This window comes from Microcoleus sp. F10-B2 (genome assembly GCF_036704965.1).
Classification (GTDB): Bacteria; Cyanobacteriota; Cyanobacteriia; order Cyanobacteriales; family Microcoleaceae; genus Microcoleus.
This window is the reverse complement of the sequence record NZ_JAUBTB010000109.1, coordinates 1-21,324: the sequence shown is the minus strand read 5'-3', so window position 1 is coordinate 21,324 and position 21,324 is coordinate 1. Positions and strand designations below refer to the sequence as shown.

General features: G+C 45.7%; 21 protein-coding genes. 11 read left to right on the top strand and 10 right to left on the bottom strand.

Features of this window, described 5'->3' with window-relative positions; all coding sequences use genetic code 11:
• Positions 1–1,003 precede the first annotated feature (1,003 nt).
• The 3 genes from QUA99_RS28335 to tadA all read right to left on the bottom strand — a co-directional run bounded on the left by QUA99_RS28335 (position 1,004) and on the right by tadA (position 2,991).
• Positions 1,004–1,372, bottom strand: coding sequence for a hypothetical protein (locus tag QUA99_RS28335; RefSeq protein ID WP_333244704.1), 369 nt, complete (start codon positions 1,370–1,372; stop codon positions 1,004–1,006).
• A gap of 106 nt (positions 1,373–1,478) precedes the next feature.
• On the bottom strand, positions 1,479–2,207 hold the full coding sequence (locus QUA99_RS28330; protein ID WP_333244707.1) for a lysophospholipid acyltransferase family protein: 729 nt from the start codon (positions 2,205–2,207) through the stop codon (positions 1,479–1,481).
• 283 nt (positions 2,208–2,490) lie between these two features.
• A complete protein-coding gene (gene tadA / locus QUA99_RS28325) occupies positions 2,491–2,991 on the bottom strand; it encodes a tRNA adenosine(34) deaminase TadA (protein ID WP_333244710.1) in 501 nt (166 codons plus the stop codon).
• Positions 2,992–3,070: 79 nt separating this feature from the next.
• On the opposite strand from tadA, the gene QUA99_RS28320 reads away from it, so the two are divergent.
• Positions 3,071–3,667, top strand: a complete 597-nt coding sequence (locus tag QUA99_RS28320) for a TerB family tellurite resistance protein (RefSeq protein ID WP_333244713.1) — start codon at positions 3,071–3,073, stop codon at positions 3,665–3,667.
• Positions 3,668–3,973: 306 nt separating this feature from the next.
• Entirely contained in the window at positions 3,974–4,807 is an 834-nt protein-coding gene (gene menB, locus QUA99_RS28315; protein WP_333244716.1) for a 1,4-dihydroxy-2-naphthoyl-CoA synthase, read from the top strand.
• A 229-nt stretch (positions 4,808–5,036) separates the two neighbouring features.
• Here menB and QUA99_RS28310 read toward each other — a convergent pair whose 3' ends face one another.
• Entirely contained in the window at positions 5,037–5,339 is a 303-nt protein-coding gene (locus tag QUA99_RS28310) for a hypothetical protein (RefSeq protein ID WP_333244717.1), read from the bottom strand.
• 565 nt (positions 5,340–5,904) lie between these two features.
• Here QUA99_RS28310 and QUA99_RS28305 point away from each other — a divergent pair.
• The 3 genes from QUA99_RS28305 (at position 5,905) to QUA99_RS28295 (ending at position 9,249) form a co-directional block, all read left to right on the top strand.
• Positions 5,905–7,119 carry a transposase gene (locus QUA99_RS28305; protein ID WP_333244720.1) on the top strand — a complete coding sequence of 405 codons (1,215 nt, stop codon included), beginning with the start codon at positions 5,905–5,907 and terminating at the stop codon, positions 7,117–7,119.
• A 60-nt stretch (positions 7,120–7,179) separates the two neighbouring features.
• Positions 7,180–8,400, top strand: coding sequence for an SPOR domain-containing protein (locus tag QUA99_RS28300; RefSeq protein WP_333244723.1), 1,221 nt, complete (start codon positions 7,180–7,182; stop codon positions 8,398–8,400).
• A gap of 144 nt (positions 8,401–8,544) precedes the next feature.
• A complete protein-coding gene (locus tag QUA99_RS28295; protein WP_333244726.1) occupies positions 8,545–9,249 on the top strand; it encodes a PspA/IM30 family protein in 705 nt (234 codons plus the stop codon).
• Positions 9,250–9,303: 54 nt separating this feature from the next.
• On the opposite strand, the gene QUA99_RS28290 is transcribed toward QUA99_RS28295, so the two are convergent.
• Positions 9,304–9,480 carry a hypothetical protein gene (locus tag QUA99_RS28290; protein WP_333244728.1) on the bottom strand — a complete coding sequence of 59 codons (177 nt, stop codon included), beginning with the start codon at positions 9,478–9,480 and terminating at the stop codon, positions 9,304–9,306.
• 70 nt (positions 9,481–9,550) lie between these two features.
• Between QUA99_RS28290 and QUA99_RS28285 the strand changes: the two genes are divergently transcribed.
• Positions 9,551–10,336, top strand: a complete 786-nt coding sequence (locus tag QUA99_RS28285; RefSeq protein WP_333244731.1) for a PspA/IM30 family protein — start codon at positions 9,551–9,553, stop codon at positions 10,334–10,336.
• Between the two features lie 467 nt (positions 10,337–10,803).
• Here the strand turns inward: QUA99_RS28285 and QUA99_RS28280 are convergent, their stop codons facing one another.
• The 4 genes from QUA99_RS28280 to QUA99_RS28265 all read right to left on the bottom strand — a co-directional run bounded on the left by QUA99_RS28280 (position 10,804) and on the right by QUA99_RS28265 (position 15,025).
• Positions 10,804–11,271 (bottom strand): hypothetical protein, encoded by a 468-nt coding sequence (locus QUA99_RS28280; protein WP_333244734.1) that lies wholly within the window; start codon positions 11,269–11,271, stop codon positions 10,804–10,806.
• Positions 11,272–11,455: 184 nt separating this feature from the next.
• Positions 11,456–12,949: an IS5 family transposase gene (locus QUA99_RS28275; RefSeq protein ID WP_333460490.1), complete on the bottom strand. Its 1,494-nt coding sequence runs from the start codon at positions 12,947–12,949 to the stop codon at positions 11,456–11,458.
• 891 nt (positions 12,950–13,840) lie between these two features.
• Positions 13,841–14,629 (bottom strand): DUF4058 family protein, encoded by a 789-nt coding sequence (locus tag QUA99_RS28270; protein WP_333245282.1) that lies wholly within the window; start codon positions 14,627–14,629, stop codon positions 13,841–13,843.
• Positions 14,630–14,782: 153 nt separating this feature from the next.
• The gene (locus QUA99_RS28265) at positions 14,783–15,025 is read right to left on the bottom strand and encodes a hypothetical protein (protein WP_333245284.1); all 243 of its coding nucleotides are present in this window, start codon (positions 15,023–15,025) and stop codon (positions 14,783–14,785) included.
• A gap of 127 nt (positions 15,026–15,152) precedes the next feature.
• On the opposite strand from QUA99_RS28265, the gene QUA99_RS28260 reads away from it, so the two are divergent.
• The 4 genes from QUA99_RS28260 to QUA99_RS28245 all read left to right on the top strand — a co-directional run bounded on the left by QUA99_RS28260 (position 15,153) and on the right by QUA99_RS28245 (position 18,158).
• Positions 15,153–15,365: a helix-turn-helix domain-containing protein gene (locus QUA99_RS28260; protein ID WP_096831645.1), complete on the top strand. Its 213-nt coding sequence runs from the start codon at positions 15,153–15,155 to the stop codon at positions 15,363–15,365.
• 20 nt (positions 15,366–15,385) lie between these two features.
• On the top strand, positions 15,386–15,598 hold the full coding sequence (locus QUA99_RS28255; protein WP_006635455.1) for a helix-turn-helix domain-containing protein: 213 nt from the start codon (positions 15,386–15,388) through the stop codon (positions 15,596–15,598).
• A 20-nt stretch (positions 15,599–15,618) separates the two neighbouring features.
• Positions 15,619–15,831, top strand: a complete 213-nt coding sequence (locus QUA99_RS28250) for a helix-turn-helix transcriptional regulator (RefSeq protein WP_333245288.1) — start codon at positions 15,619–15,621, stop codon at positions 15,829–15,831.
• Positions 15,832–16,412: 581 nt separating this feature from the next.
• Positions 16,413–18,158, top strand: a complete 1,746-nt coding sequence (locus QUA99_RS28245) for a bifunctional serine/threonine-protein kinase/formylglycine-generating enzyme family protein (protein WP_333245291.1) — start codon at positions 16,413–16,415, stop codon at positions 18,156–18,158.
• Positions 18,159–18,591: 433 nt separating this feature from the next.
• Here the strand turns inward: QUA99_RS28245 and QUA99_RS28240 are convergent, their stop codons facing one another.
• Positions 18,592–20,100 carry a UbiD family decarboxylase gene (locus tag QUA99_RS28240; protein WP_333245294.1) on the bottom strand — a complete coding sequence of 503 codons (1,509 nt, stop codon included), beginning with the start codon at positions 20,098–20,100 and terminating at the stop codon, positions 18,592–18,594.
• 340 nt (positions 20,101–20,440) lie between these two features.
• Between QUA99_RS28240 and QUA99_RS28230 the strand changes: the two genes are divergently transcribed.
• Positions 20,441–21,097, top strand: coding sequence for an IS1/IS1595 family N-terminal zinc-binding domain-containing protein (locus QUA99_RS28230; protein WP_445251053.1), 657 nt, complete (start codon positions 20,441–20,443; stop codon positions 21,095–21,097).
• The last annotated feature ends 227 nt before the right edge of the window (positions 21,098–21,324 follow it).

The following is a 21,324-nucleotide window of genomic DNA, read 5'->3' as shown; positions in this document are numbered from 1 at the left end:
ATCTAGGGAGTAGGGTTTCATTGTTCTCTTTCTTACCACCTCTAATATTGTACCTAATCGTTAAGCAAAGTGCTGTATAAGATTTAACTTGCACTGAATGTATGCTTTGAATACGGGATTTAGAAGAAACATCGATCGCGTTCCTACTAACAGTTTTTCCACTAAGCTGCGTCGGGCTAAAGATTGTATGGCTTGCCAAAATTCTGATTGGGATTTCACTATCAGCAGGTTGTCGTGAAATACCTACAGCGTCATTTTGAATGGCTAACCAATAGAACGCCTTTTTTTATGAGTCTGATAAGCGCTTGAGGTGAGATTCTCAAAGGGGTTCTAAGTTACCTAAAAATAAATCTGCTGTTCCCTCTGCTAAAAATACGGAAACGCTACCATTCAATAATTTCAAAATTTTAGCAGCGATGATATTTAGCCCGGTAAAGATGTTATTGATAAAGGTCCATCAAGTCTGACTATTTTTCCAGATCGGCTAATTCTTTTGCTCGGATAAGTTCGACCGATTCTTCCCCTAACCCTTGGAAGTTTAAGGTTAGTTGGGAGAGGTTTACTGCTTCCAAAGCAGTATTTTATCAGGGTTTTTCCCAACTGAGGAGGATTGAACAACTTTGGTGAGAGGATGTGGCAATTTGGTGAAAAAATTTGCCGTAATCTTCATAGCCCGCTAAATATTGATATCAATTCCGGCTGCACCGGAATGATAAGCGAGGACACGGCACGGCGCGGTGTCGCTACAATCGATCGCGGTAGGGACACTCTTGCACTCGCCGTGTCCTCCGTTTATATCATTCCGATGAAGAGCGGAATTGATATGACGTGCTAATTGACTGCTACTAAAAATCTTCTGTAGTCATAGTCTACACCCAATAACCTCGTGCTTTCTGAGCGATGTCTTTCTTTCTATGTGTTCCCGAAGTTGACTCATTTTTTAAGGGAACATCCTATTATAATATTGAAGCGATTACACTGCTAGTTTGTTTGTTGGAGAGGTCTAATGAAAAGCAGTCGGAAAAGCTTCCCACACTCGATCGACAAAATCTCTAAGTTGCCGAGAAGCGATCGCACCATCCTTTTTCTCAGCATCCAGAGAGTGCAACTCAGTCAACAGTGAAATTACCTCAGTATCTAAAGCCGCCCGAAACAAGCTCAGCGGCCAAAGCAAATCCGCACCATCTCGCAAATCCGATAAAGTGTATTCTGTGGGTGAATCCTTCGCCGACACCGATACGACTAACATTAAAGGGCGAACCCAACCAACTTGACGTGCCTCAACCACTTGGATTATCTCTGAATGCAGGCACGCATCTCCACATTCTAAACTGACAATTTGACCCGGCTTAAAGTTCAAAGCACAATCCATTAATGCTGACTTTTAATACAGACATAACTAACCAAAATAAGCGCCGCAACTCTCGACAGCACCCGAAGGTATTATATCATAATTCCTGCTTCCTTCTTTCTTCTTCTCAACTTTTATCAAGATTTTTAAGAGCCATTTCGAGCTGGGCCGTCAAAAATCGTGCTTCTTTTTTACCACCACCACCATTGGCATAGTCCGCCACGGAAATCGGTTCACCGATCGCAATTTTTACCTGAGAACCCCATCGAGGAATGCGCGGGCGATAGCGGATACTCATCGGTACAATTTTCACCCCCAAACCCGGTTTGCTCAACTCTGCTTGCATTGCCAAACGAGCCAATCCAGGCTTGATCGGGTGAACTTCGCCATCCTGAAAAATGCCGCCTTCGGGGAAAATAACCAACATTTGCTTGTCGAGGAGAAGTTCCACCCCATAACGGAGACTGCTAATTGCTGGATGCTTGATATCCACAGCAAACCCTCCCAAATGTCTGATGAACCAACCTTGCAGTCCTTTCACCTCATCAGCAGTTACCATAAACCGCAAATCGCGTCCAGTTACCATCTGTCCGGTTGAATAGGGCATCATCAGGGCATCCCACCGGGAACGGTGCGTAGGGGCTAAGATGACAGGCCCGTCTTTCGGCAAGTGCTCCTGTCCGGTTATCTCAATCTTGCCAAAATGAAACGGTAGGACAACATAGTGACCTAGCGGATAGAGCAAGGAGGTTAACCAAGGAGAAACGCGAGAGGTATTAGATGCTACCTTTGCAGGCATTGGCTTCACTAGAGATGATTTACTGGACTCAACGGCGATCGTGGCGGTGTGCGACATAGCACTGAAGCTGCTTTATCAAAATCTCAAGTCTAAAGTAAGTTGTTGGACAAATCTTTAGTTTTTGGATCGGGACAGTTTTGCTATTGGCATTGTGACGATCGAGCGATCGCGCCGGCAAGAGATAATCCCTAACAGGTAAAACCTCAGCCAACCGGCAAGCACTACCGCACAGCAGCCAGCCGCCTCGAAAGCTTGAGCGGGTAATTACGGATCTATTATTTCAGTTAAATGGTCAAGTTCGATTAAACATCGCCCAGAAGAGAGTAAAAAATTTTACCTGTTAATTTTTCCGGCGCGCTTCAAACCAAGAAAGCAACCGATCGCGGCAAACAGACTCCATAATACCGCCGAGAACCTCTAAGCGGTGACACGAATGCGCGCTATCTGGAATATTAGCCGCAGTCCGAATCGTGCCAGTTTTCGGGTCATCTGCTCCGTATACCAGCAGACCGATCCGAGCTTGTACTATAGCACCAGCGCACATCGGGCAAGGTTCCAGCGTTACGTAGAGCGTGCATTGGTTGAGATGCCAGTCTTGCAACACTTGCCCTGCCGCCCGCAAAGCCAAGATTTCAGCGTGAGCAGTCGGATCGCAATCTCGCTCTCGCCGATTTTGCGCTTCGGCAATCAATTTGCCAGTACCGTCAACAATTGCAGCACCCACGGGTACTTCACCAGCATCACCGGCTGCTTGTGCCAGTTCCACAGCCCTCGTCATCCAGCGTTTGTGAATAAAATAAGTAGTATCACTAATAGACAACAGCTCAGTTTTAGAATTCACGTCATACCTACGTAACAGAAAAAACTTAAGATCGAGAAAGAAACTTACATTACAGCTTAATAGAGAGTGATTTTTAATTATGGACACCACCACGATCGGCACTGAAGTTGTTGAGCTGTTGTGCCGCATTAGCCGGCAAAAGCTCCGCGAACAAGATATCACTCCTTTGGTAGTGTTTCTGACTGCTCTGATTTCCATCCTGCGCGGAGTGATGATTATTGACAGGACGATCGCAGTTGAAGAAGAAGAACGGTTGCAAAAGACTCTCAAAGCCTTTGCCAGCGGCGACCGCGATCGGATAGAACTAATTCAGCGCCTTGTCAAAGGAGTCTCCAAACAGCAGGTTTACTTCAACCCCACGGAATTGCTAACCCTGACAGCTTTGTTCTCAGAATCAGAAAAGCTGTTGCTCATCGGTTCCGGCTACGAAATGTCAGCAGTAGACGGACACATCGACCTCCGGGAGCAAATGTACTTACAGTCGATCGGAAATCGGCTCGGCCTCGACTCCAGACACATTGCAGTCATAGACACTTTATTTACGAAAGAAGGAACCCTCGACTCAGAAGCTTTTGCCGAAGTTCAAGCTTTACTTGCTCCCAGCGAATTCGAGTCTTCCGATCCGGTATTTGCCAAAGCAGCAAAGCACCTGTTGGCTCTTTTACTGCGCCAATAATCCAGCCCCTATAAATTCTGTTGCAGTAAAAGAGTGAGGAGTCCGAGGATTTGACGCTTTTTCCATTTTAGAGGGGACTTGCACGCAGAGAACCTCAAAAACCGGGTTGTTTAACCCATACCAAGAACGCTGCACGGCGGCGTATTTTGGTGAAAAACCTGGTTTCTGCCTGAGTCCGGCTTGATTTTTTTGGCAAGAGTCGATCGACCCTTGTATCCCATTGAACCGAATCCATCTAAAATCTAAAAGCGACTTGTCACTGCCTTCATAGACCCAGCTCGGTCTCAAATCTAAAATTGATTGATTATGCAAATTGAATGGCAAACCGCCAAAACCTACGAAGACATTCTCTATCACAAAAGCGGCGGCACCGCCAAAATTACCATCAATCGACCTCACAAACGGAACGCTTTCCGTCCCAAAACCGTGCAGGAACTGTGCGATGCCTTTACTGATGCCCGCGAAGACACAAAAATCGGCGTTGTCCTTTTCACCGGTGCGGGGCCTCATACAGACGGCAAATACGCCTTTTGCGCCGGCGGCGACCAAAGCGTGCGGGGTGCGGCGGGATATGTAGACGAAGGTGGCATACCCAGGTTGAACGTGCTCGACTTGCAGAAGTTGATTCGATCGATGCCCAAAGTTGTAATTGCTTTAGTTGCAGGCTACGCAATAGGAGGCGGTCACGTTCTGCACTTAATTTGCGACTTGACGATCGCTGCTGACAATGCTATTTTCGGACAGACAGGCCCCAAAGTAGGCAGTTTCGACGGTGGTTTCGGAGCTAGCTATCTCGCCAGAGTCGTCGGCCAGAAAAAAGCCAGAGAAATTTGGTTTTTATGCCGCCAGTACAGCGCGCAGCAAGCCCTAGAAATGGGTTTAGTCAACTGCGTCGTCCCCGTCGAACAACTACAAATAGAAGGGATTCAGTGGGCTGCGGAAATTCTCGAAAAAAGTCCGATCGCGATTCGCTGTTTGAAATCTGCTTTTAATGCCGACTGCGACGGTCAAGCCGGTTTGCAAGAACTGGCAGGAAATGCCACTTTGCTGTACTATATGACCCAGGAAGGCGCCGAAGGCAAACAAGCCTTTTTGGAAAAACGGCAACCTGATTTTAGTCAATATCCTTGGCTGCCATAGCTGGATGGAGAAATCAGTTTTTTTATGCGCTCATATAAAAGTAGATACTGCTGATTTTTATGAGTTAGTAAAGCCAAATGCACCCGATAGTCCAAAAGTTTCAGTATTGATACCAGTTCCCAAAAAGAATGAAACTGCTTTGTCAGATCCAAACCATGATAATGATCGGTGATTCCCCAATCGAAAATCGAAAATCGAAAATGGTATGGGCAGCAGGGCAGCCGACGAACTAGACCGAGACTGCTGCTGCCGATTTTTCGGTTAACGTTGTGCCTGTAAGCTGGCAGGCATTGCGTTCGGAAAGAGCGACTGCCGCCTCCTGCAGCGTCAGAGTCGGTTCTTGCCACAGTCCAATTTCTTCTATGTTTTCCCAAGATGACCTAAAAGGCGAAACCGCTAAAGCACAAGCTTTCCAGTGACTTTGAACCGGCCCGGCTAGTAAAGCGCAAACACCCCCGCGTCTGCCTTCAGGGGTATAGTGACGGCAGTGACCACAAGCTGAGGTTAAAGGTGAAGTTAATGAGGTTTGCATAAAAGTTCTTAGGGAAATCATTTTCATCTCTAATTCTCCTTTGTAGAGCTAGCAGGTTTTAGAGCATCCCAACCTTTATGCTGTCTGGGTTTTAGCGATCCCCGAACCAGAATTAAATTTTATAATTTATTTATAATCTCGTTATATATAGAAACAATTAGCTCGGTGCTTGCTCATTGTATAGGTAAAAACACAGGTTAAAAGTTTATAAAGACGTTAGGGATCAAGAAAAAGTACAAATGCCCAACGAGTATGAGAGGTTACAAATAAGCGGTAGCTTAGAATACAAAAATTGGCTGAGAGTGTCGGTAAGCAGCCTCTGGGACACAGCAACAATTAAGTCTCAAAATGAAAAGGAAAAGATAACAGCCGGCGATCGGGCCCCTGTTGCATTAACGCCAAAAGTAGCTAATCATAAAATAGGCAAGTTTTCAAGCTTCTTGTTTATATCTACCAAAATTTTGCGGTGAGAGCCTCGCCTATAAGCGGGCGACTTTAATTGGTTCTAAGAAATCCTTAGACGATTTGTAGACTTGCTGTATACTAAGTCAAGGAGGTGAAGCAAGTGTTTAATTTGACGTTTGAATTTAAGTTGAAGCCCACAGCGACACAGATAGCAGTTTTTGAAGATTGGCTAGAACAGTGCCGCAAGGTGTACAACTATGCCCTAAGAGAACGCAAAGACTGGTACAACTCACGCAAATGTCAGATCAACTCTTGCTCCATTGGCTCCGAGTATATTATTCCTGCTGAGGTGCCTAGACCGACATATTCAAGTCAGTGCAAGGCTTTAACGGCATACAGGAAGACCAGCCCCGCATTGCAGCGAGTTAACGCTCAGGTGTTGCAACAAACGCTGCGGAGATTGGAAAAAGCTTTCGTCAGTATGTGGGAGCAAAATCACGGGTTTCCTCGGTTCAAAAAACAGGGGGCTTTGAGGTCTTTGAGTTTCCCACAGTTGGGTGCAACTTTCCATCAAGGCAACCGCTTCAAATTGCCTGTAATTGGCTCGATAAAATTTTGTCAGTCGCGTCCCATCCCCCAAGGCGCAATCGTCAAACAAGCTCGCGTCGTTAGACGGTCTAGTGGCTGGTATATAATGTTGACTTTGCAATGGGATGTCTCAATTCCCGATATCATTCCTCACGGCAATCCCGTAGGAATTGATGTAGGGTTGACTAATTTGATTGCAACTTCTAACGGGATTTTAATTAAAAGAACGAGGTTTTTTGCTGACGCACAACGCAAGCTTAAATTGCTGCAACAGCGCGTTACTAGAAAAAAAGTCGGGTCAAATAATTGGAAAAAGGCTCATAAAAAAGTCGCTTTGCTGCATGAATACGTGGCAAACTGCCGAAAAGATTGGCATCGCAAGTTGTCACATCAAATCTGTGATGACGCGGGTATGGTGTTTGTCGAAGACCTTAATCTGGTCGGACTAAAAGCGGGGATGTTAGGTAAGCACTTCTTAGATGCTGGGTTTGGGCAATTCTTCAACATATTGGAGCAAACTTGCTTTAAGCGCGGTGTGTATTTCCAGAAAGTAGATGCTAAAAAGACTAGCCAAATCTGTCCCAATTGCCTTAACGAAACAGGCAAAAAAGAGTTATCAGAACGAACTCACTCGTGTCACAATTGCGGCTATACAACCGACAGAGATGTCGCAGCCGCACAAGTAGTTCTCAAGCGAGGACTTGCAGCCGTAGGGCATACGGTCAAGATGCTTGCCGAGGGTAAATTCATTGGAATCCCTGCGAAGCAAGAATCCCCACGCCTTTAGGCCCGGGAGTGTCAAAATCAAAACATTAAAATTAATTCAGAGGCGGTAGGAGTTTTGCTAATGAGTAAGCGTTCTTCGGTTGAATCCCCAAATCATCAATCCTCTTCAACCCCAATCAAGCCTGCTTTGCAAGCAGTCCTGGGGAGTCTAGATGTAAACCTAGAAGCAGAACTGACAACATATAGAAGGCACAGGAGGCGCGCCGAACAGTGGGTGTCGCCCTCAGTTCGTACCGGCAAGCAAACAGCCACAACCGAGCAACAGCTAGCCCAAAATTTGGCGCCGGAGACTGCGGAGGAAACCCAGCATCCCCTGTCCATACCCCTATCCCTGGCCGGCACTCAGGGCGATGCCCCGCTAGCAACTACTAGGGGTGGCACAAAATTATCTAGCAGTGCCTTCGCACCCAACAATTATCTCGAATCAAGCGAAAAACTGATCGAAAGTTTGGACGAGTCAAAAGCTGAGCCTGCGGTAGAACGCAGTTTAGCAGCCAGTCTGTTAACTCCCTTGGGACTGAGTTCGATGCTGCTGTTTTTGCTGTCGTGCACGGCTTTGGGCTACGCAGTCATGTACCCATCCAGCGTCGTAAAAATGGCTGGCCTCAACGGCTGGTTGGGCACATCCGCCCCCGAAGTTGCCGAAAGTCCCACCAGTAGAGCAGTTGCAGATACCAGCAATAACCGGGAACTCCCAGATCCAAATCTGGTTGCCGAGGAATTTCCAGTAGTGAAGTTGAGCACTCTGAGCAATCTCAAGCCGACGGCGAGCCCGATTCCTTCCCCGTCGCCAAAAGCATCAATCCCGCCAACTCCGGCAGCGCCTCCGGGCCCAGGCGCGGCTGTGCCGATTCCTACAGAAGACGGCAACCCGGCCCGAGGCAGGGAACAAGGACTCAACAATCTGAGTACGGCTTTGCTTCCCAGTCCCAGCCCCAGCGCCGCCCAGCCTGTTCCGACACTGCCGACACTGCCTCCAACACCATCCCCAGCCCAGCCTGCCGCAGCATCCCCAGCCGCCGCCTCCCCAGCCCAGCCTGCCGCGGCATCTCCCCTGGGAAGGCCTGCACGGGCTGCCGACGGTTTCTATTACGTTGTCACCGATTACACAGGCGAAAAATCGCTGCAGCAAGCCAGAACCGCAGTTCCCGATGCCTACGTGCGGAACTTCTCCAAGGGTGTCAAGATCCAAATGGGGGCTTTGAACGATCCTGCCTCAGCAGAACGTTTGGCGAAAGAACTCCAAGAAAAAGGGGTGAAGCCACAATACTATCAGCCATAAATTAGGTAAAGGGTGAAAAACTTTAACTAAATTGTTAGACAAAGCTAGACAATGAGGAATGTTTTGTCTAACACAAAATTGGTTTTGTAATTGTCAATTCCCTGTCCTAAATCTAAAATTTAATAAAATCGGGAGACGGGCAAAATGGGATTATTCGATCGCCTATGGCGAGTGATTCGAGCCAATATTAACAGTTTGGTCGGGGCTGCCGAAGACCCAGAAAAAATTCTGGAACAGGCTGTAATGGATATGCAGGAAGATTTAGTGCAGCTCAGACAAGCTGTGGCAGGGGCGATTGCGGCTCAAAAACGCACTGAACGCCAGTGCTCCCAAGCTGAGTCTACAGCAGCAGAATGGTATCAGCGGGCGCAGTTAGCTTTGCAAAAAGGCGAAGAAAATTTGGCGCGGGAAGCTCTGACACGCAAGAAATCTTATCAAGAAACGGCAACGGCGATGAAAGCCAGTCTGGATCAGCAATCGGCTGTTGTGACTAAACTTAAAGAAAATATGCGGGCACTCGAAAGTAAAATTTCCGAGGCAAAATCTAAAAAAGATATGTACATTGCCCGAGCTCGATCGGCCGCATCGTCGGAAAGGCTGCAAGAAATGATGGGCAATCTCAGTACCGGCAGCGCTTTGAGCGCCTTTGAACGGATGGAAGAGAAAGTCATGCAGCTAGAAGCTCGCTCCGAAGCAATCGCAGAACTCGGAACTAACGATTTAGAAAAGAAGTTTCTCTCTCTCGAAGGTGCCGACGATGTGGATACCGAGTTGGCGGCAATGAAAGCACAAATGCTTCCGGGCAACAATACACCCAAATTGCCGTCGGGCGAGCCGCCCGCATCCTGAACCCCAGGCAAGAGAACAAGAGTCGGGACGAGCAAAAACTTCTCAACAGCCTAGCTAGAGATGGCTCGAAGCCTGTTGGGGAATTCCCGGATCGAAGTTAAACTCAGTAGATAGGTGCATGAATAAGCTTGCCTGCATCACATTACTCGATCGCTTTAAACTGGATTTATCTGTCTGCAAAAATTGCCAAAAACTAAATCGCACTAAAAATCTGACAAGAGTGAATTTCACAACTGCGGGCTAGGGCTATCAAGCCTGCTTTCCGCCTACTTCGTACACCTCACCCAGGAAAAATAGCATTATGGGATTATTTGACCGCATTAGCCGAGTCGTCAAAGCCAATCTTAACGATCTGGTCAATAAAGCTGAAGACCCGGAAAAGATTTTAGAACAGTCTGTTACGGATATGCAGGAAGACTTGGTGCAGTTGCGTCAGGCAGTTGCCAGCGCGATCGCCACTCAAAAGCGCACCCAGACTCAGTACAATCAAGCTGAATCTCAGTCTAACCAGTGGCAGCAGCGCGCTCAGCTAGCCCTGCAAAAAGGAGACGAGACTTTGGCCCGGGAAGCGCTAGTTCGCAAAAAGTCTCACGCTGAAACGGCGGCTACGCTGAAAGCCAGTCTGGAGCAGCAATCGGCTCAGGTGGAAAGTCTCAAGCGCAACTTGATCGGTTTGGAGAGCAAAATTTCCGAAGCTAAGACTAAGAAGGATATGCTCAAAGCGAGGATATCCGCTGCTAAGGCTCAGGAACAGCTAAACAATACCATTGGCACGTTGAATACTGGCAGTTCAATGGCGGCTTTCGATCGCATGGAAGAAAAAGTTTTGCAGATTGAAGCTCGCGCGGGGGCTTCGGCAGAATTGGCGGCCGGCGGCAGCAATTTAGAGGAACAGTTCCGCTTGCTCGAAAGCGGTGGCGACGTTGACGACGAGTTGGCTCAGATGAAAGCTCAACTGACCGGGGGTTCTGTGTCTCAAGGTCAATTGCCGGCAGCGGGTAAAACGGCAGCAGCTAGTAACTCGGAGTCGAGTCCGGTGATTGACGCTGAGTTGGAAGAATTGCGATCGCAGCTCAATAAAATGTAGTAATCTCTATCAAAATTTACCTATTTCTCAGATCGCAGGTTTGATAGAATGCTCCGCCGACCTACAGGGCTAGCTTGGGAGGTCGGAGTTTTTTTAGGAATTTTTTATTACACAAAATATGAATTCTGTCAACCATCTTTATATTGACTTAAGGAATGAAGTGTTTAAAAAGTGATAGAGTAGTTTTATTCCTTAGCAAGAGGGCTAGCTTGAGAGGTAAGAGTTTTTTAATTAATTGTTCAATACACAAAACAGGTGTGCTGTCAAATATCTTTATATTGACTTAAGAAATTAACTCTTTCAAAAGTGATAGAGTAATTTTATTCCTTGCAATTGCGTCGGCTGCGCCCGCTCGTAAGTGTAAATAACTATCAAATATCGCTAATCTGTCATGCCCGTGCAATCTTCTAGAGGCTTTTGTAAAATCAAGTTTTTCAAGGCATTAATACTTGGTTTTTCAATTGCAGCTATTTGCCCCGCACTGCTATCAGCTCTAAGTGTTGGGGAGTCGATGGTTGCTGCCGACTCAGGGGTGCAAGCGCCCATTTTACAGGATAATTTACTGTCTCAATTAAAACTAAATCAAGAAACAGCAGACGATCGCGATCGGCTTCGTGATTTATACTCGGGTTCAGAATTAGATAGAGACAGTAAAGAGCAAGAAGACAGCATCCTGGAGTTCGATCGATCGACCCAAAATCAGGCCCTAGAAACTCTCCCTCAATTGCCGAACCGAGGAGAAAACAGACAAGAATTTCCGATTCCCAACCCGCTGCTGCCAAATCCGGCTGCCCTCCCATAGCCAGCGCCCCCAACGTCCCTACCTCCAGCCCAACAGCTTTTGCCACCTGCTGTTCCCGCGCCGGCACAGCCAGCAGAATTGCTAACATTCCAGGTACGATAAAAGTCGATCGATTTGAAGTATTTGGCAGCACCGTCTTTAAGTAAGTCGGCGCGAAAAAACGCCACTATGTAAACGAGGGCAAAGTCTCCAAATGCTCTCCACTGGGTGACTTAAACCTGTTTGCATAGTGTTGCATTATGCGGTTTCAGCCCGCCTACCTACTTAGGGCTTACTGAATAAGTTAGGAAAAATTGCGATCGCACTTGATGGGCAATTCAAGCTCGGCGACACATAACTTTTTGTTGACTATAACTTGCCCAAGTATAGCTTTTAATAATCATTGAACCGTAAATCGGTGTGATTTTCGGTTTGTGACATAAAAACACACAAAAAACCCGTCTTAACCAGGTAGAAAGGTTGATTACTAAAAAAGTAATAGCAATGGCTGTTTCCGAAGTATTATCAAGTTTGGCCATCACTCTATTCAGACCGAATCTTCTTTTACCTTGTCCAAATTTGCCCTCAATAGAGTTACGAATTCTCTCATCTTCCCCGGCTTGTTTCTTTGTTTCCTTACTCACATTTGCTGGTGGCCTTCCTAAAGGGGGGCCACTAATTCTAATTCCTCTTTCTTTACACCAAGCTCGGTTTTCTCTTGTTCGATAAATGCGATCGGCATGGACTGATTCTGGGTAGTATCCTATGTAACTTTTAAATGCTTCTACTTGTGCTTTTAAGTCTTTTGATTCGTTAAAGTTATCCCAACTTATCCGGTATAAAAATACATATCCTTTAATACAACTCGCTGATAGTTTGGCTCCAAACTTCACAGGTTTTCCTGCTTTTCCTCTGACAATGGGACGGATGTGTGGTTGGCTTAAACTTACTATTCTGTCCTCTATACTCTGTTTTTTATTTTCAAATAACCAGAGTTGTTGGCGATAGACTTCTGTGAGGAATAGCAAAGTTTTATACTGCTTTTGGCTCAGACTTTGTAGGGTGGCATCTGATTCGATTAGTTGTTCAATATGAGCGAGGTTTCTTTTTATATATTGCAGTTGTTTTTTAATGGCTTGGATTTTTTGGTGGCGTTTATGTCGTCGTTGTTTGGCTATTGCTAAGTAGTCTTTTCTGGCTATTTTTCGATAGGTTCTGGGTTTTTTATTAATTTTTTGTTTGAGGGATTTATAGAGAATGTCGATGATTTTTTCGGTGTGAACTCTGGCCTTGTTTAATAGTCCTAAGTCTGTGGGATAGCTAATGTCTGCTGGGGCAGAGGGAGCATCTATGATTAATTTCCCTTGATTGGCTGATTCATTTTTTGCGTCCGAATCCTTTTTTTTTTCGGGCGGTTTTGGGGTGGTTTCGCACATTTTTTCCACCAGTCGTTCGTTCACTTTCTTGATTAAATTCGCACTGATTCGTTGCCGAAAGTGGACTAATAGTGATGGGTCAAAAGGGGGCTCATTATTGTAGGTGGATTGACCGATAAAGTATTGTAGGTACGGGTTTTCACGGATTTGTTCTACTGTTTCTATGTCGCTGATTCCGAGTTTTTCTTTGATGATTAATGCCCCTAATGCCATCCTAAATGATTTGGCTGGTGCTCCCATTTCGGTTGGAAAGTTTTCCGCATATTCTGATTCAAATTCTGACCACGGAATTAGTTCGGCCATTTTTACCCAACGGTTATCTGCTGCCAACTTGCATCCGTTGGAGAGTTCAAAGTCGAAGGGGTCGGTAGGAGCAGACTCAGCTTTTCGGTACACGATCGCAAATGGTAATGCAAGGGTTTTGTACTATTTTACCTGTTTTTCACGGCGACCATTATTGATCGTCCGCTCTCTTAATCCTGGTGGTGTAACCTTTTGACACTGATTCAGCAAGCCCTATTTATGCCTTCTCTTATTCCCCAATCAAAGACCTGAATCCTTACCTACAAATGACCACAGTTCATCACATTCAACATTCAATCTGACTTTTTTTTAGGTGTAACCTTTACTATGCTTTCGATTGAGGCATATTTATTATTTACGTAATCCTGTAACCATTGTTGAGAAACACCCGTGCTTTTAGCTATACCAGCCAAAGAAATCTTCTCCCAAAAAAGTCGATCGATTAAATCTTTTGTTGGTGAGGTAATTATTTTATTAGTCTGATTTTCGACAAATTGGCTACCGCAACTTTGACATTTGTCGGATGGTTTTTTATTATGAATTCTACCATTTTTAACTGTGCGATTTCAGCCACAATCAGGGCAATTTGGTCGTAAAAATAGCAGATTACATGACTAAACTAATGTTGGCAGATATCAAGTATTCCAGTAATAGTCACTTATGATAGCATAAGTGTAACTAAATCTACATTCGAGCGCCTAAATAAATATTAAAATAAAAAAAATTGATTGTGTGAGTTATAAAAATATCCTATGTATTCAATTACTGTAATTAAATTAGACTACATATTTATTACTACCACCTAATTTTCTATCGTGCTATTGAGGAAGGTATTGAAGTTTTGCGAGTCGTCAGCGGTTATCGGGATTTACTGGTTCTATTCTCACAATCTGATGAGGATCGATCGTGTGAGTGAGCAACCATGAAGCATTGGAAGGTGAAGAGCTTCAATATCGGGTAGCAGCGTGCCAGCTTGATACCAAATTAATCTCGCAATCCCCGATCGCGCAACCAAGCATCTGCCCAAATTGTATCCGCCTCTGACAGTGCTGGTATGACTTCCCAGTTGCGATAATCTATCTTGAGGTCATAACTTGCTATGTCGTAAATTTGAGTGAATAATTCCTGCAAATTGATTACAGGTTCAGTGTCACCCGATCGCAGTGGCAAAGGAAAGGCAGGCAGCGGGTTCTGCACGTTAAAAGCGTACAAATCTGCTCTGGGACGGCGATTTCCCCGACACACCAAAACGCTATAGTGGCTTTCAATGTCATTGCCAATAACTGGCATTTTTCGACCGCGCCGCAATAAATTTATTTCAATTAAATGAGTGCGACTACCTAAAATTTCTTCTCGCTTTTCTTCGTACATTTGTCGGCCTTTGCCTGTTCGCTTATTAGTAGGCGATAGGATTTCAATAACTGTTATTAATTCTTTTTTTCCCCTTTCTCTAATTTCTAAATAGCCTTCCAGAACCTGGTAGGGCAGGGGAATAGTTACTGTTATTGGTTGTGTGGGCGGTGCTGCAACTGCTACGTTTGATGCTGTTGTTTCTGTTGCTGTTTGCGACTGTATTACGTTTACGTCGGGAATGCCAATTGATAAATCGTTATCAGCCGTTTCATACATTCTCACTTCTACCGACACTAAATACTTAGGACGCAGTTGGGGAGATAAAAACCTGGCAATTTCAATAATTAGCCAGTGGTGTAGGGCGGGCCAGAGTTCGGGATGCTCTAAATACGGGTCCATACCAGGAAAGGGAGATGGCATTGATGTGACTCCTTGACTCAAGTCAATTTATAGTTTAGCAACATTTTTTTGGGGAAATTAGGGTCGATCGCACTTCCGGTAAAATAGAATAATTCCTATTTGTGGAAGGGCGATTCCCTACGGGATAGCTCCGCTTCACGCACTTTTCAACAATTAAACTTCGAGCGCCAATTCTGTTGGAATTGGTACGCTGTTTTCATCCAACACGGACACCGCATTTACGAACACAATTGTATGCGGGACTGCGGGCATTAAACGGCGCAGTGCATTTAGGTAAGATTCGGCATCGCGGCGGCGGGCGAAACGGGCGACTGTTAACCGCTGACAGTTGGGGAGGTGGCGAATTAGATGCCAAGGTTGAAGTCGATCGCGATATGTCGGTTGTTTTGGTATCATAGATATGTTCTGCCCACTTTTGTGGGTGGTAAAGGAAAGGCGTTCGCCCTTGATTTCTCAGGTCGGAGGGCGATCGCTTATTTATGTTTTATATTAAACTCGAATACTCGAGTGTTGTCAAGAGGGAATGGGACGAATTAGGCTGCGAGTTCGAGAATTTGCTCAAGAGAAGGGTTGGAATCTGACAGAAGTCTCCAAAAGAACAGGTATTCCATATACCACGATCATTACCTATGCTAATTCTCCAGGCATGGCTACTGTTGACTACACAGCTTTGGACAAGATGGCCCGTGCGTTTGATATTGCGATCGAAGATTTAGTTGAGATTTTGGAACAATAAACTGATTTGTCAGCGGGAAGATGGGGTTAATACGGTTGCGAGTTCGAGAACTAGCTGAGGAAAAGGGTTGGACGCTTAAAGAAGTTTCTGAGCGATCGGGCATTCCTTACAGTACCGTTAGAAGTTATGCCCATTCTCCCAAGCTGGCAACGGTAGATTACACAGCTTTAAACAAAATGGCTCGCGTGTTTGATATTGCGATCGAAGATTTAGTTGAGATTTTGGAAGAGTAGGCTGATTTATCGTTGGGAATATGGGACGAATTAGGCTGCGAGTTCGAGAATTTGCTCAAGAGAAGGGTTGGAATCTGACAGAAGTATCCAAAAGAACAGGTATTCCATATACCACGATCGTGACCTATGCCAATTCTCAAGGCATGGCAACTGTTGACTACACAGCTTTGGACAAGATGGCCCGTGCGTTTGATATTGCGATCGAAGATTTGGTTGAGATTTTGGAACAATAAACTGATTAGTTTGCGATCGCACGGGTGGTCAGAAACCGGGTTTTTCCCTTAAATAGTTCGTTACAGTCCGCAAATTCGGTAAAAACCCGGTTTCTTTGTCGGAGTGCGTCTAGGACTGACTAATATCATGTCCGGTCAATTACCGCGATCGAGAATGTTTGTATTGAGCACTCTGGAATTATATGATTTGTCGCTCTCGAACAACAGAAATTTGACGCAAAATCAGGCGCGAGCGAACGCAAATTTTACTTGACTTTTGTGCCAACTTGACATATTATTAAATCATGGGAATCTGTGCTGCCATATAAACTAAAAAAAATAAAGCCCTCAGCGCTTTAGCGCAACAACAAACCCGATTAGTAGGGTGCATCGCCCTCTAGAATCTAGAAATAAAAGTAACAATCTCGCTTCGATCGATCTAGCTGTAGCCGTAGGTTGGGTTGAGGAACAAAACCCAACAGCCAAAAACCTTGTTATTGTTACGCAAGTTCGATGAAAAGCGTGGGCGCTCAGCGAAAGTGCAAACCCGAACAGAGATTGTGTCAAAATAATCTTAATCTGCACCCCCATACTGACAAGCTATGATTCCCCCTGGTAAAATCCTCCGCAACCGCTACCAAATAATCAAAGACTTGGGAGGCGGCGGCTTTGGCGACACCTACCTAGCTAAGGATTTAGACTTACCCGGACAACCCCACTGTGTCGTCAAACACCTGAAACCGAAAGACAATCGTCCCGCTGTTTTGAAGTTAGCCCGACGTTTGTTCGATACCGAAGCACAAGTTTTGTACAAATTAGGCAATCAATCTCCGCAAATTCCGAGTCTGTTTGCTCACTTTGAAGAAAATGGCGAATTTTATCTGGTTCAGGAATTCATAGACGGACACGATTTAAATACGGAGATTGTTGCTGGCAAAAAGTTAAGCGAATCCTCCGTTATTACCTTATTAAAAAATATCTTAGAAGTTTTAGCAGTCGCCCACGAACACCAGCCAAATGCTGTGATTCACCGAGATATTAAACCAGCTAACTTAATGCGCCGCCGCCAAGATGGTAAAATAATGTTGATTGACTTTGGGGCAGTGAGGGAAATCAATCAATTAATTGTAAATGTTAATGGAGATATAACTACAACAATTGCGATCGGCACTCCCGGCTATGCGCCCAGCGAACAAGCTAAAGGTAAACCAAAATTGTGCAGCGATGTCTATGCTGTGGGGATGGTGGGAATTCAAGCTTTAGCAGGAATTCCGCCGCACCAATTGCAGGAAGATCCGAGTACCGGGGAAGTAATTTGGCGGCATTTTGTGCCAAGAATCAATCCGAAATTTGCTGATGTTTTAGAAAAAATGGTGCGCGACCATTTCAGTCAGCGCTATCAGAATGCTGGGGAAGCTTTGCAAGCACTTTTATCTTTGTCGCCGCCTTCCCCACAGCCGCAACCGCCACTGCAGCCTCCCCCGCCTCCCTCAACAATTATTTCAACTAATACGGCAAGGCGAGGTTTTTTACAATTAGTGGCTTTTGCTGGGGGAGGGTTTGCATTAGCCCTGGTGGGTCAAAGTTTGTTGAATAACAAACGTCAAGGACAAGCACGGGTTTTTATAGAAAATATTGGTAATGGTATTACTTTAGATATGGTCGCAATTCCTGGGGGCTGTTTCGTGATGGGTTCTCCCAATACTGAAGCAGGACGAGATAGCGATGAAGGGCCGCAGCGAACTGTGAATATTGCTCCTTTTTTTATGGGTAGATATGAAGTCACTCAAGAACAATACCAAGCGGTGATGGGAAACAACCCATCGAGTTTCAAAGGTGCAAAACGTCCTGTAGAGGAAGTTAGCTGGGATGGGGCTGTGGAATTTTGCCGGAAACTTTCTCAAAAAACAGGCAAGACTTATCGCTTACCTGCGGAAGCGGAATGGGAATTTGCTTGTCGTGCCCGAACGTCAACACCTTTCTATTTTGGTGACACGATTACGCCGGATTTAGTCAATTATGATGGTGATTATCCTTATGGTACTGCTGCGAAGGGACTTTATCGCCAACAAACAACGGATGTGGGGAGTTTTCCACCAAATTCGTTTGGCTTATATGATATGCACGGGAATGTTTGGGAATGGTGCAGCGATAAATGGCACGGTAATTACAATGGCGCACCGAGTGATGGAAGTTCTTGGGAAACTGGAACAGATGATCACCATGTGCTGCGTGGTGGTTCCTGGGACAACGATGCGGTCGGTTCCCGCAGTGCCAATCGTAACAGGTCTTCGGCGGGCGATCGTGTCTCGCTCATCGGTTTTCGCGTAGCTCTGGTTTCCGCGTAGTCTCCGGTTTTTGGTTCTGTGCTGTAGTCTCCCGCGAGGACTCTTCTCTACTCTTTTGCCCTTTTGCTCTTTTCCCTTTTTCCTCTTTACCCTTTTGCGCGCGTCAGCGTGCTTTAAAATTTTTTTTGGGAAATGGGAGGTAATATTATCTTTGAAAACACGGCGGTTGAAACCGCGTCTACACAAACAAAACCCGCCTTCGCGGGTTAAGATGCAGTCCCAATAACGTCGGAGGTTCAGAAACCGGGTTTTTTCGAGCAGATTCGCCGGAGTGCAAAGACTCAGAAAAAAACCCGGTTTCTCTGACGGAGTGCATAAGTTTGGTGGGGGCGGGTTTTTGAGATTGTCTATCTGTGTCATAAAGGGTTGGAAAAACCCGCCGCTACAGGTCGATCGAGGATGTGCGAGATTTCAGATTTTACGGTTGATTCCCCTACTTCATCTCATATCCAAACAAATTCGGATCGACTTCTCCCAAATTCAAATCGGCCAAACCATACTCAGCCCACCGCCTTTCTACCATCGCCGCCACATCAGGATCGGACTCCAAAACTTCCCCCCATTCGTGATCGGTTTCCGGCGGCATCTTCGTAGTAGCATCAATCCCCATTCTGCCTCCCAAACCAATCTTTTCACTGGCAAAATCTAACGTATCAAAAGGCGTATTCGGCAGAATAAATACATCCCGAACCGGGTCAACTTTAGAACTAATTGCCCACACAACTTGACGCGGGTCGCGAATGTTGATACTTTTATCGACAACAATCACAAACTTAGTGTAAGTAAACTGCGGTAATGCACTCCAAAATGCTAAAGCAGCCCTGCGCGCTTGACCGGGATATGCTTTATCGATCGAGATAATTGCAGCTTTGTAACTCAGCGCTTCCATCGGTAAGAAGAAATCGACAATTTCTGATACTTGCTGCCGCAAAATAGGGGTATAAATACGGTTAAGCGCGATCGCCATCATTGCTTCTTCTTTCGGCGGCCGCCCGCTAAATGTGGTCAGATAAATCGGGTCTTTGCGGTGCGTCATGCAGTGGAACCGCACCAGCGGCGAATCTTCCACGCCGCCGTAATAACCCATGTGATCGCCGAAGGGCCCGTCGGGGAGAACTTCACCGGGGGTAATCGTTCCTTCTAACACGATTTCCGAGTCCGCCGGTACTTCCAAATCTACTGTTTTGCACTTGGCCAACTGCACGCCGGAACCGCCGTAAAGTCCGGCAAATAACCATTCCGATAAATCTACAGGAATTGGAGTTGCTGCGGCGAGAATAATCAGCGGATCGACTCCAAGGGCGATCGCAACTTCCAATTTTTTACCAGCCTGCGCCGCTTTCCGCAAGTGCCGCGCCCCGCCCCGCACCGATAACCAGTGTACAGTCATCGTATTTTTTGACTGCAACTGCAACCGATAAACCCCCACATTCGGCGTACCCGTTTCGCAATCTTTGGTAATTACTAAACCGAGGGTGATAATTTTGCCCGCATCTCCCGGATAGGGGCGAATCATCGGGATTTTGTTTAAATCCAGCCCTTCTCCCTCAAATACTACTTGCTGACAAGCTGGGAAAAAGTCGCGGCCGGGTTTGGCTTTCACTACGTCAAACAGCACTTTGCCGAATTCTATGGCTTGCGAAATTTTTTTCGGCGGTTTTGGCTGTTGCAGCATTCCCAGTTTTTTGCCGAGCTCTTCTAGTTCGTGAGGCTTTTCCATGTTCATCGCCCAGCAAACGCGCTGTTCCGTACCCAACAGGTTGATTGCGACGGGGAATTCGGCGCCTTTGACGTTTTCAAACAGCAGTCCAGGGCCGCCTTTTTGCAGCATTTGGTTGGAAATTTCGGCAATTTCGAGGTCGGAATCGACTAAGGCGCTAATCCGGCGCAGTTGTCCCCGTTCTTCGAGTAGTTTGAGGAATCCCCGCAAGTCTCTAGCCATTGTGTTTAAATAAATGTTAAGTTTCTTTTACTATTATGGGGCTTCTGAACTGCTCAAGGGATATCTATTTAACCCTCTTCTGTCACTCTTGGAAAATAAAAATAAGAGCCAAATTTTTAACTGTAGATATAGCGAGCATTTGAGCGTTTATTTTCTAACAGAATGGCTGAAATCAAGATTTTTGGTAAAAGTCTTATGCTATAAGCCTTCCCGATTATTTTTTGCCGAAAGTGACAGAAGAGGGTTAATGAACCGCGAAGACGCAAAGGGCGCGAAGGAAGACAAAAAAGAAGATAGGTAATTTTTTACCGCTTAGGGAGGAGGCTGCAATAATAGTTACATGAAATGTCCTCGATGCGAATCTGACCAAGTTCGTAAAAACGGCCGTCCCAACGGTCGCCAGCGGTATCTTTGCAAAGCTTGTCGCAAACAATTTTTTGAGTCTCCCGGTCTGCAGTCTTTAAGTCGCAAATGCACGGAAACACGGTTAAGCGAAGTTATCCCGAATGAAATCGCCCCTGCAACCACCACAGAGTCCGGGGGGATTGCAATTTTGCTGTTGGATGCCGAAAATCTGAAACTTAAGGTTAATACAGAACAATTTTTAGCCGGTTTGTGCGACTATCCCCTGCAAGTTAAAATCGCTTTTGCTAACTGGAAAAATCCGAGTACGAGCAAGTTGGATGCTGAACTTTACGATCGCGGTTACGAACTGATTCACGTTCCGGGCGGTGCTAATAGTGCTGATGGTAAGATGATTGCTTTTGGTGCTGCTATTTTATATCGATATCGGGATGTGCGACAAGTTTTTGTCTGTTCTTCGGATGGTTTGTTAAATCATCTTTGCAATCAGTTGCAAAATCAGGGATTGACTGTGTTTCGGGTGCGCCGGCAAAATTCGGTTTTGTCTGTTGAAAATACTCTGACTGGTGATACTCATCACTATTCTTGTGAGAGGGAAATGGAAATCCCTAGTTTTGAAGAATTGGCTAATTAAGCTGCTGAGTTGTTGAAGGCTGAACACAAATCTATTGAGGAGCGAATCGCTCGTTTTTCTACTGTGGCTGAGCTTTTTCAAGAGCGCCGGACTGTTGTTTTCAATTCTACAACTTCCCCTGCTGCTGCACTGTCGGAGTCAGCCCACAACCAGGGTAAGCTCATCTAATTTGGTATAAATTGTACTTGACAAAAAGACAACTATAGAAAACGTGGCATTCACGTATG

Bases quoted from the DNA above. Each gene is read 5' to 3' on its own strand.
- QUA99_RS28335 (WP_333244704.1), bottom strand. From the start codon at position 1,372: ATGGATTGTGCTTTGAACTTTAAGCCGGGTCAAATTGTCAGTTTAGAA.
- QUA99_RS28330 (WP_333244707.1), bottom strand. From the start codon at position 2,207: ATGTCGCACACCGCCACGATCGCCGTTGAGTCCAGTAAATCATCTCTA.
- QUA99_RS28320 (WP_333244713.1), top strand. From the start codon at position 3,071: ATGGACACCACCACGATCGGCACTGAAGTTGTTGAGCTGTTGTGCCGC.
- menB (WP_333244716.1), top strand. From the start codon at position 3,974: ATGCAAATTGAATGGCAAACCGCCAAAACCTACGAAGACATTCTCTAT.
- QUA99_RS28310 (WP_333244717.1), bottom strand. From the start codon at position 5,339: ATGCAAACCTCATTAACTTCACCTTTAACCTCAGCTTGTGGTCACTGC.
- QUA99_RS28300 (WP_333244723.1), top strand. From the start codon at position 7,180: ATGAGTAAGCGTTCTTCGGTTGAATCCCCAAATCATCAATCCTCTTCA.
- QUA99_RS28295 (WP_333244726.1), top strand. From the start codon at position 8,545: ATGGGATTATTCGATCGCCTATGGCGAGTGATTCGAGCCAATATTAAC.
- QUA99_RS28285 (WP_333244731.1), top strand. From the start codon at position 9,551: ATGGGATTATTTGACCGCATTAGCCGAGTCGTCAAAGCCAATCTTAAC.
- QUA99_RS28270 (WP_333245282.1), bottom strand. From the start codon at position 14,629: ATGCCATCTCCCTTTCCTGGTATGGACCCGTATTTAGAGCATCCCGAA.
- QUA99_RS28265 (WP_333245284.1), bottom strand. From the start codon at position 15,025: ATGATACCAAAACAACCGACATATCGCGATCGACTTCAACCTTGGCAT.
- QUA99_RS28260 (WP_096831645.1), top strand. From the start codon at position 15,153: ATGGGACGAATTAGGCTGCGAGTTCGAGAATTTGCTCAAGAGAAGGGT.
- QUA99_RS28255 (WP_006635455.1), top strand. From the start codon at position 15,386: ATGGGGTTAATACGGTTGCGAGTTCGAGAACTAGCTGAGGAAAAGGGT.
- QUA99_RS28250 (WP_333245288.1), top strand. From the start codon at position 15,619: ATGGGACGAATTAGGCTGCGAGTTCGAGAATTTGCTCAAGAGAAGGGT.
- QUA99_RS28245 (WP_333245291.1), top strand. From the start codon at position 16,413: ATGATTCCCCCTGGTAAAATCCTCCGCAACCGCTACCAAATAATCAAA.
- QUA99_RS28240 (WP_333245294.1), bottom strand. From the start codon at position 20,100: ATGGCTAGAGACTTGCGGGGATTCCTCAAACTACTCGAAGAACGGGGA.
- QUA99_RS28230 (WP_445251053.1), top strand. From the start codon at position 20,441: ATGAAATGTCCTCGATGCGAATCTGACCAAGTTCGTAAAAACGGCCGT.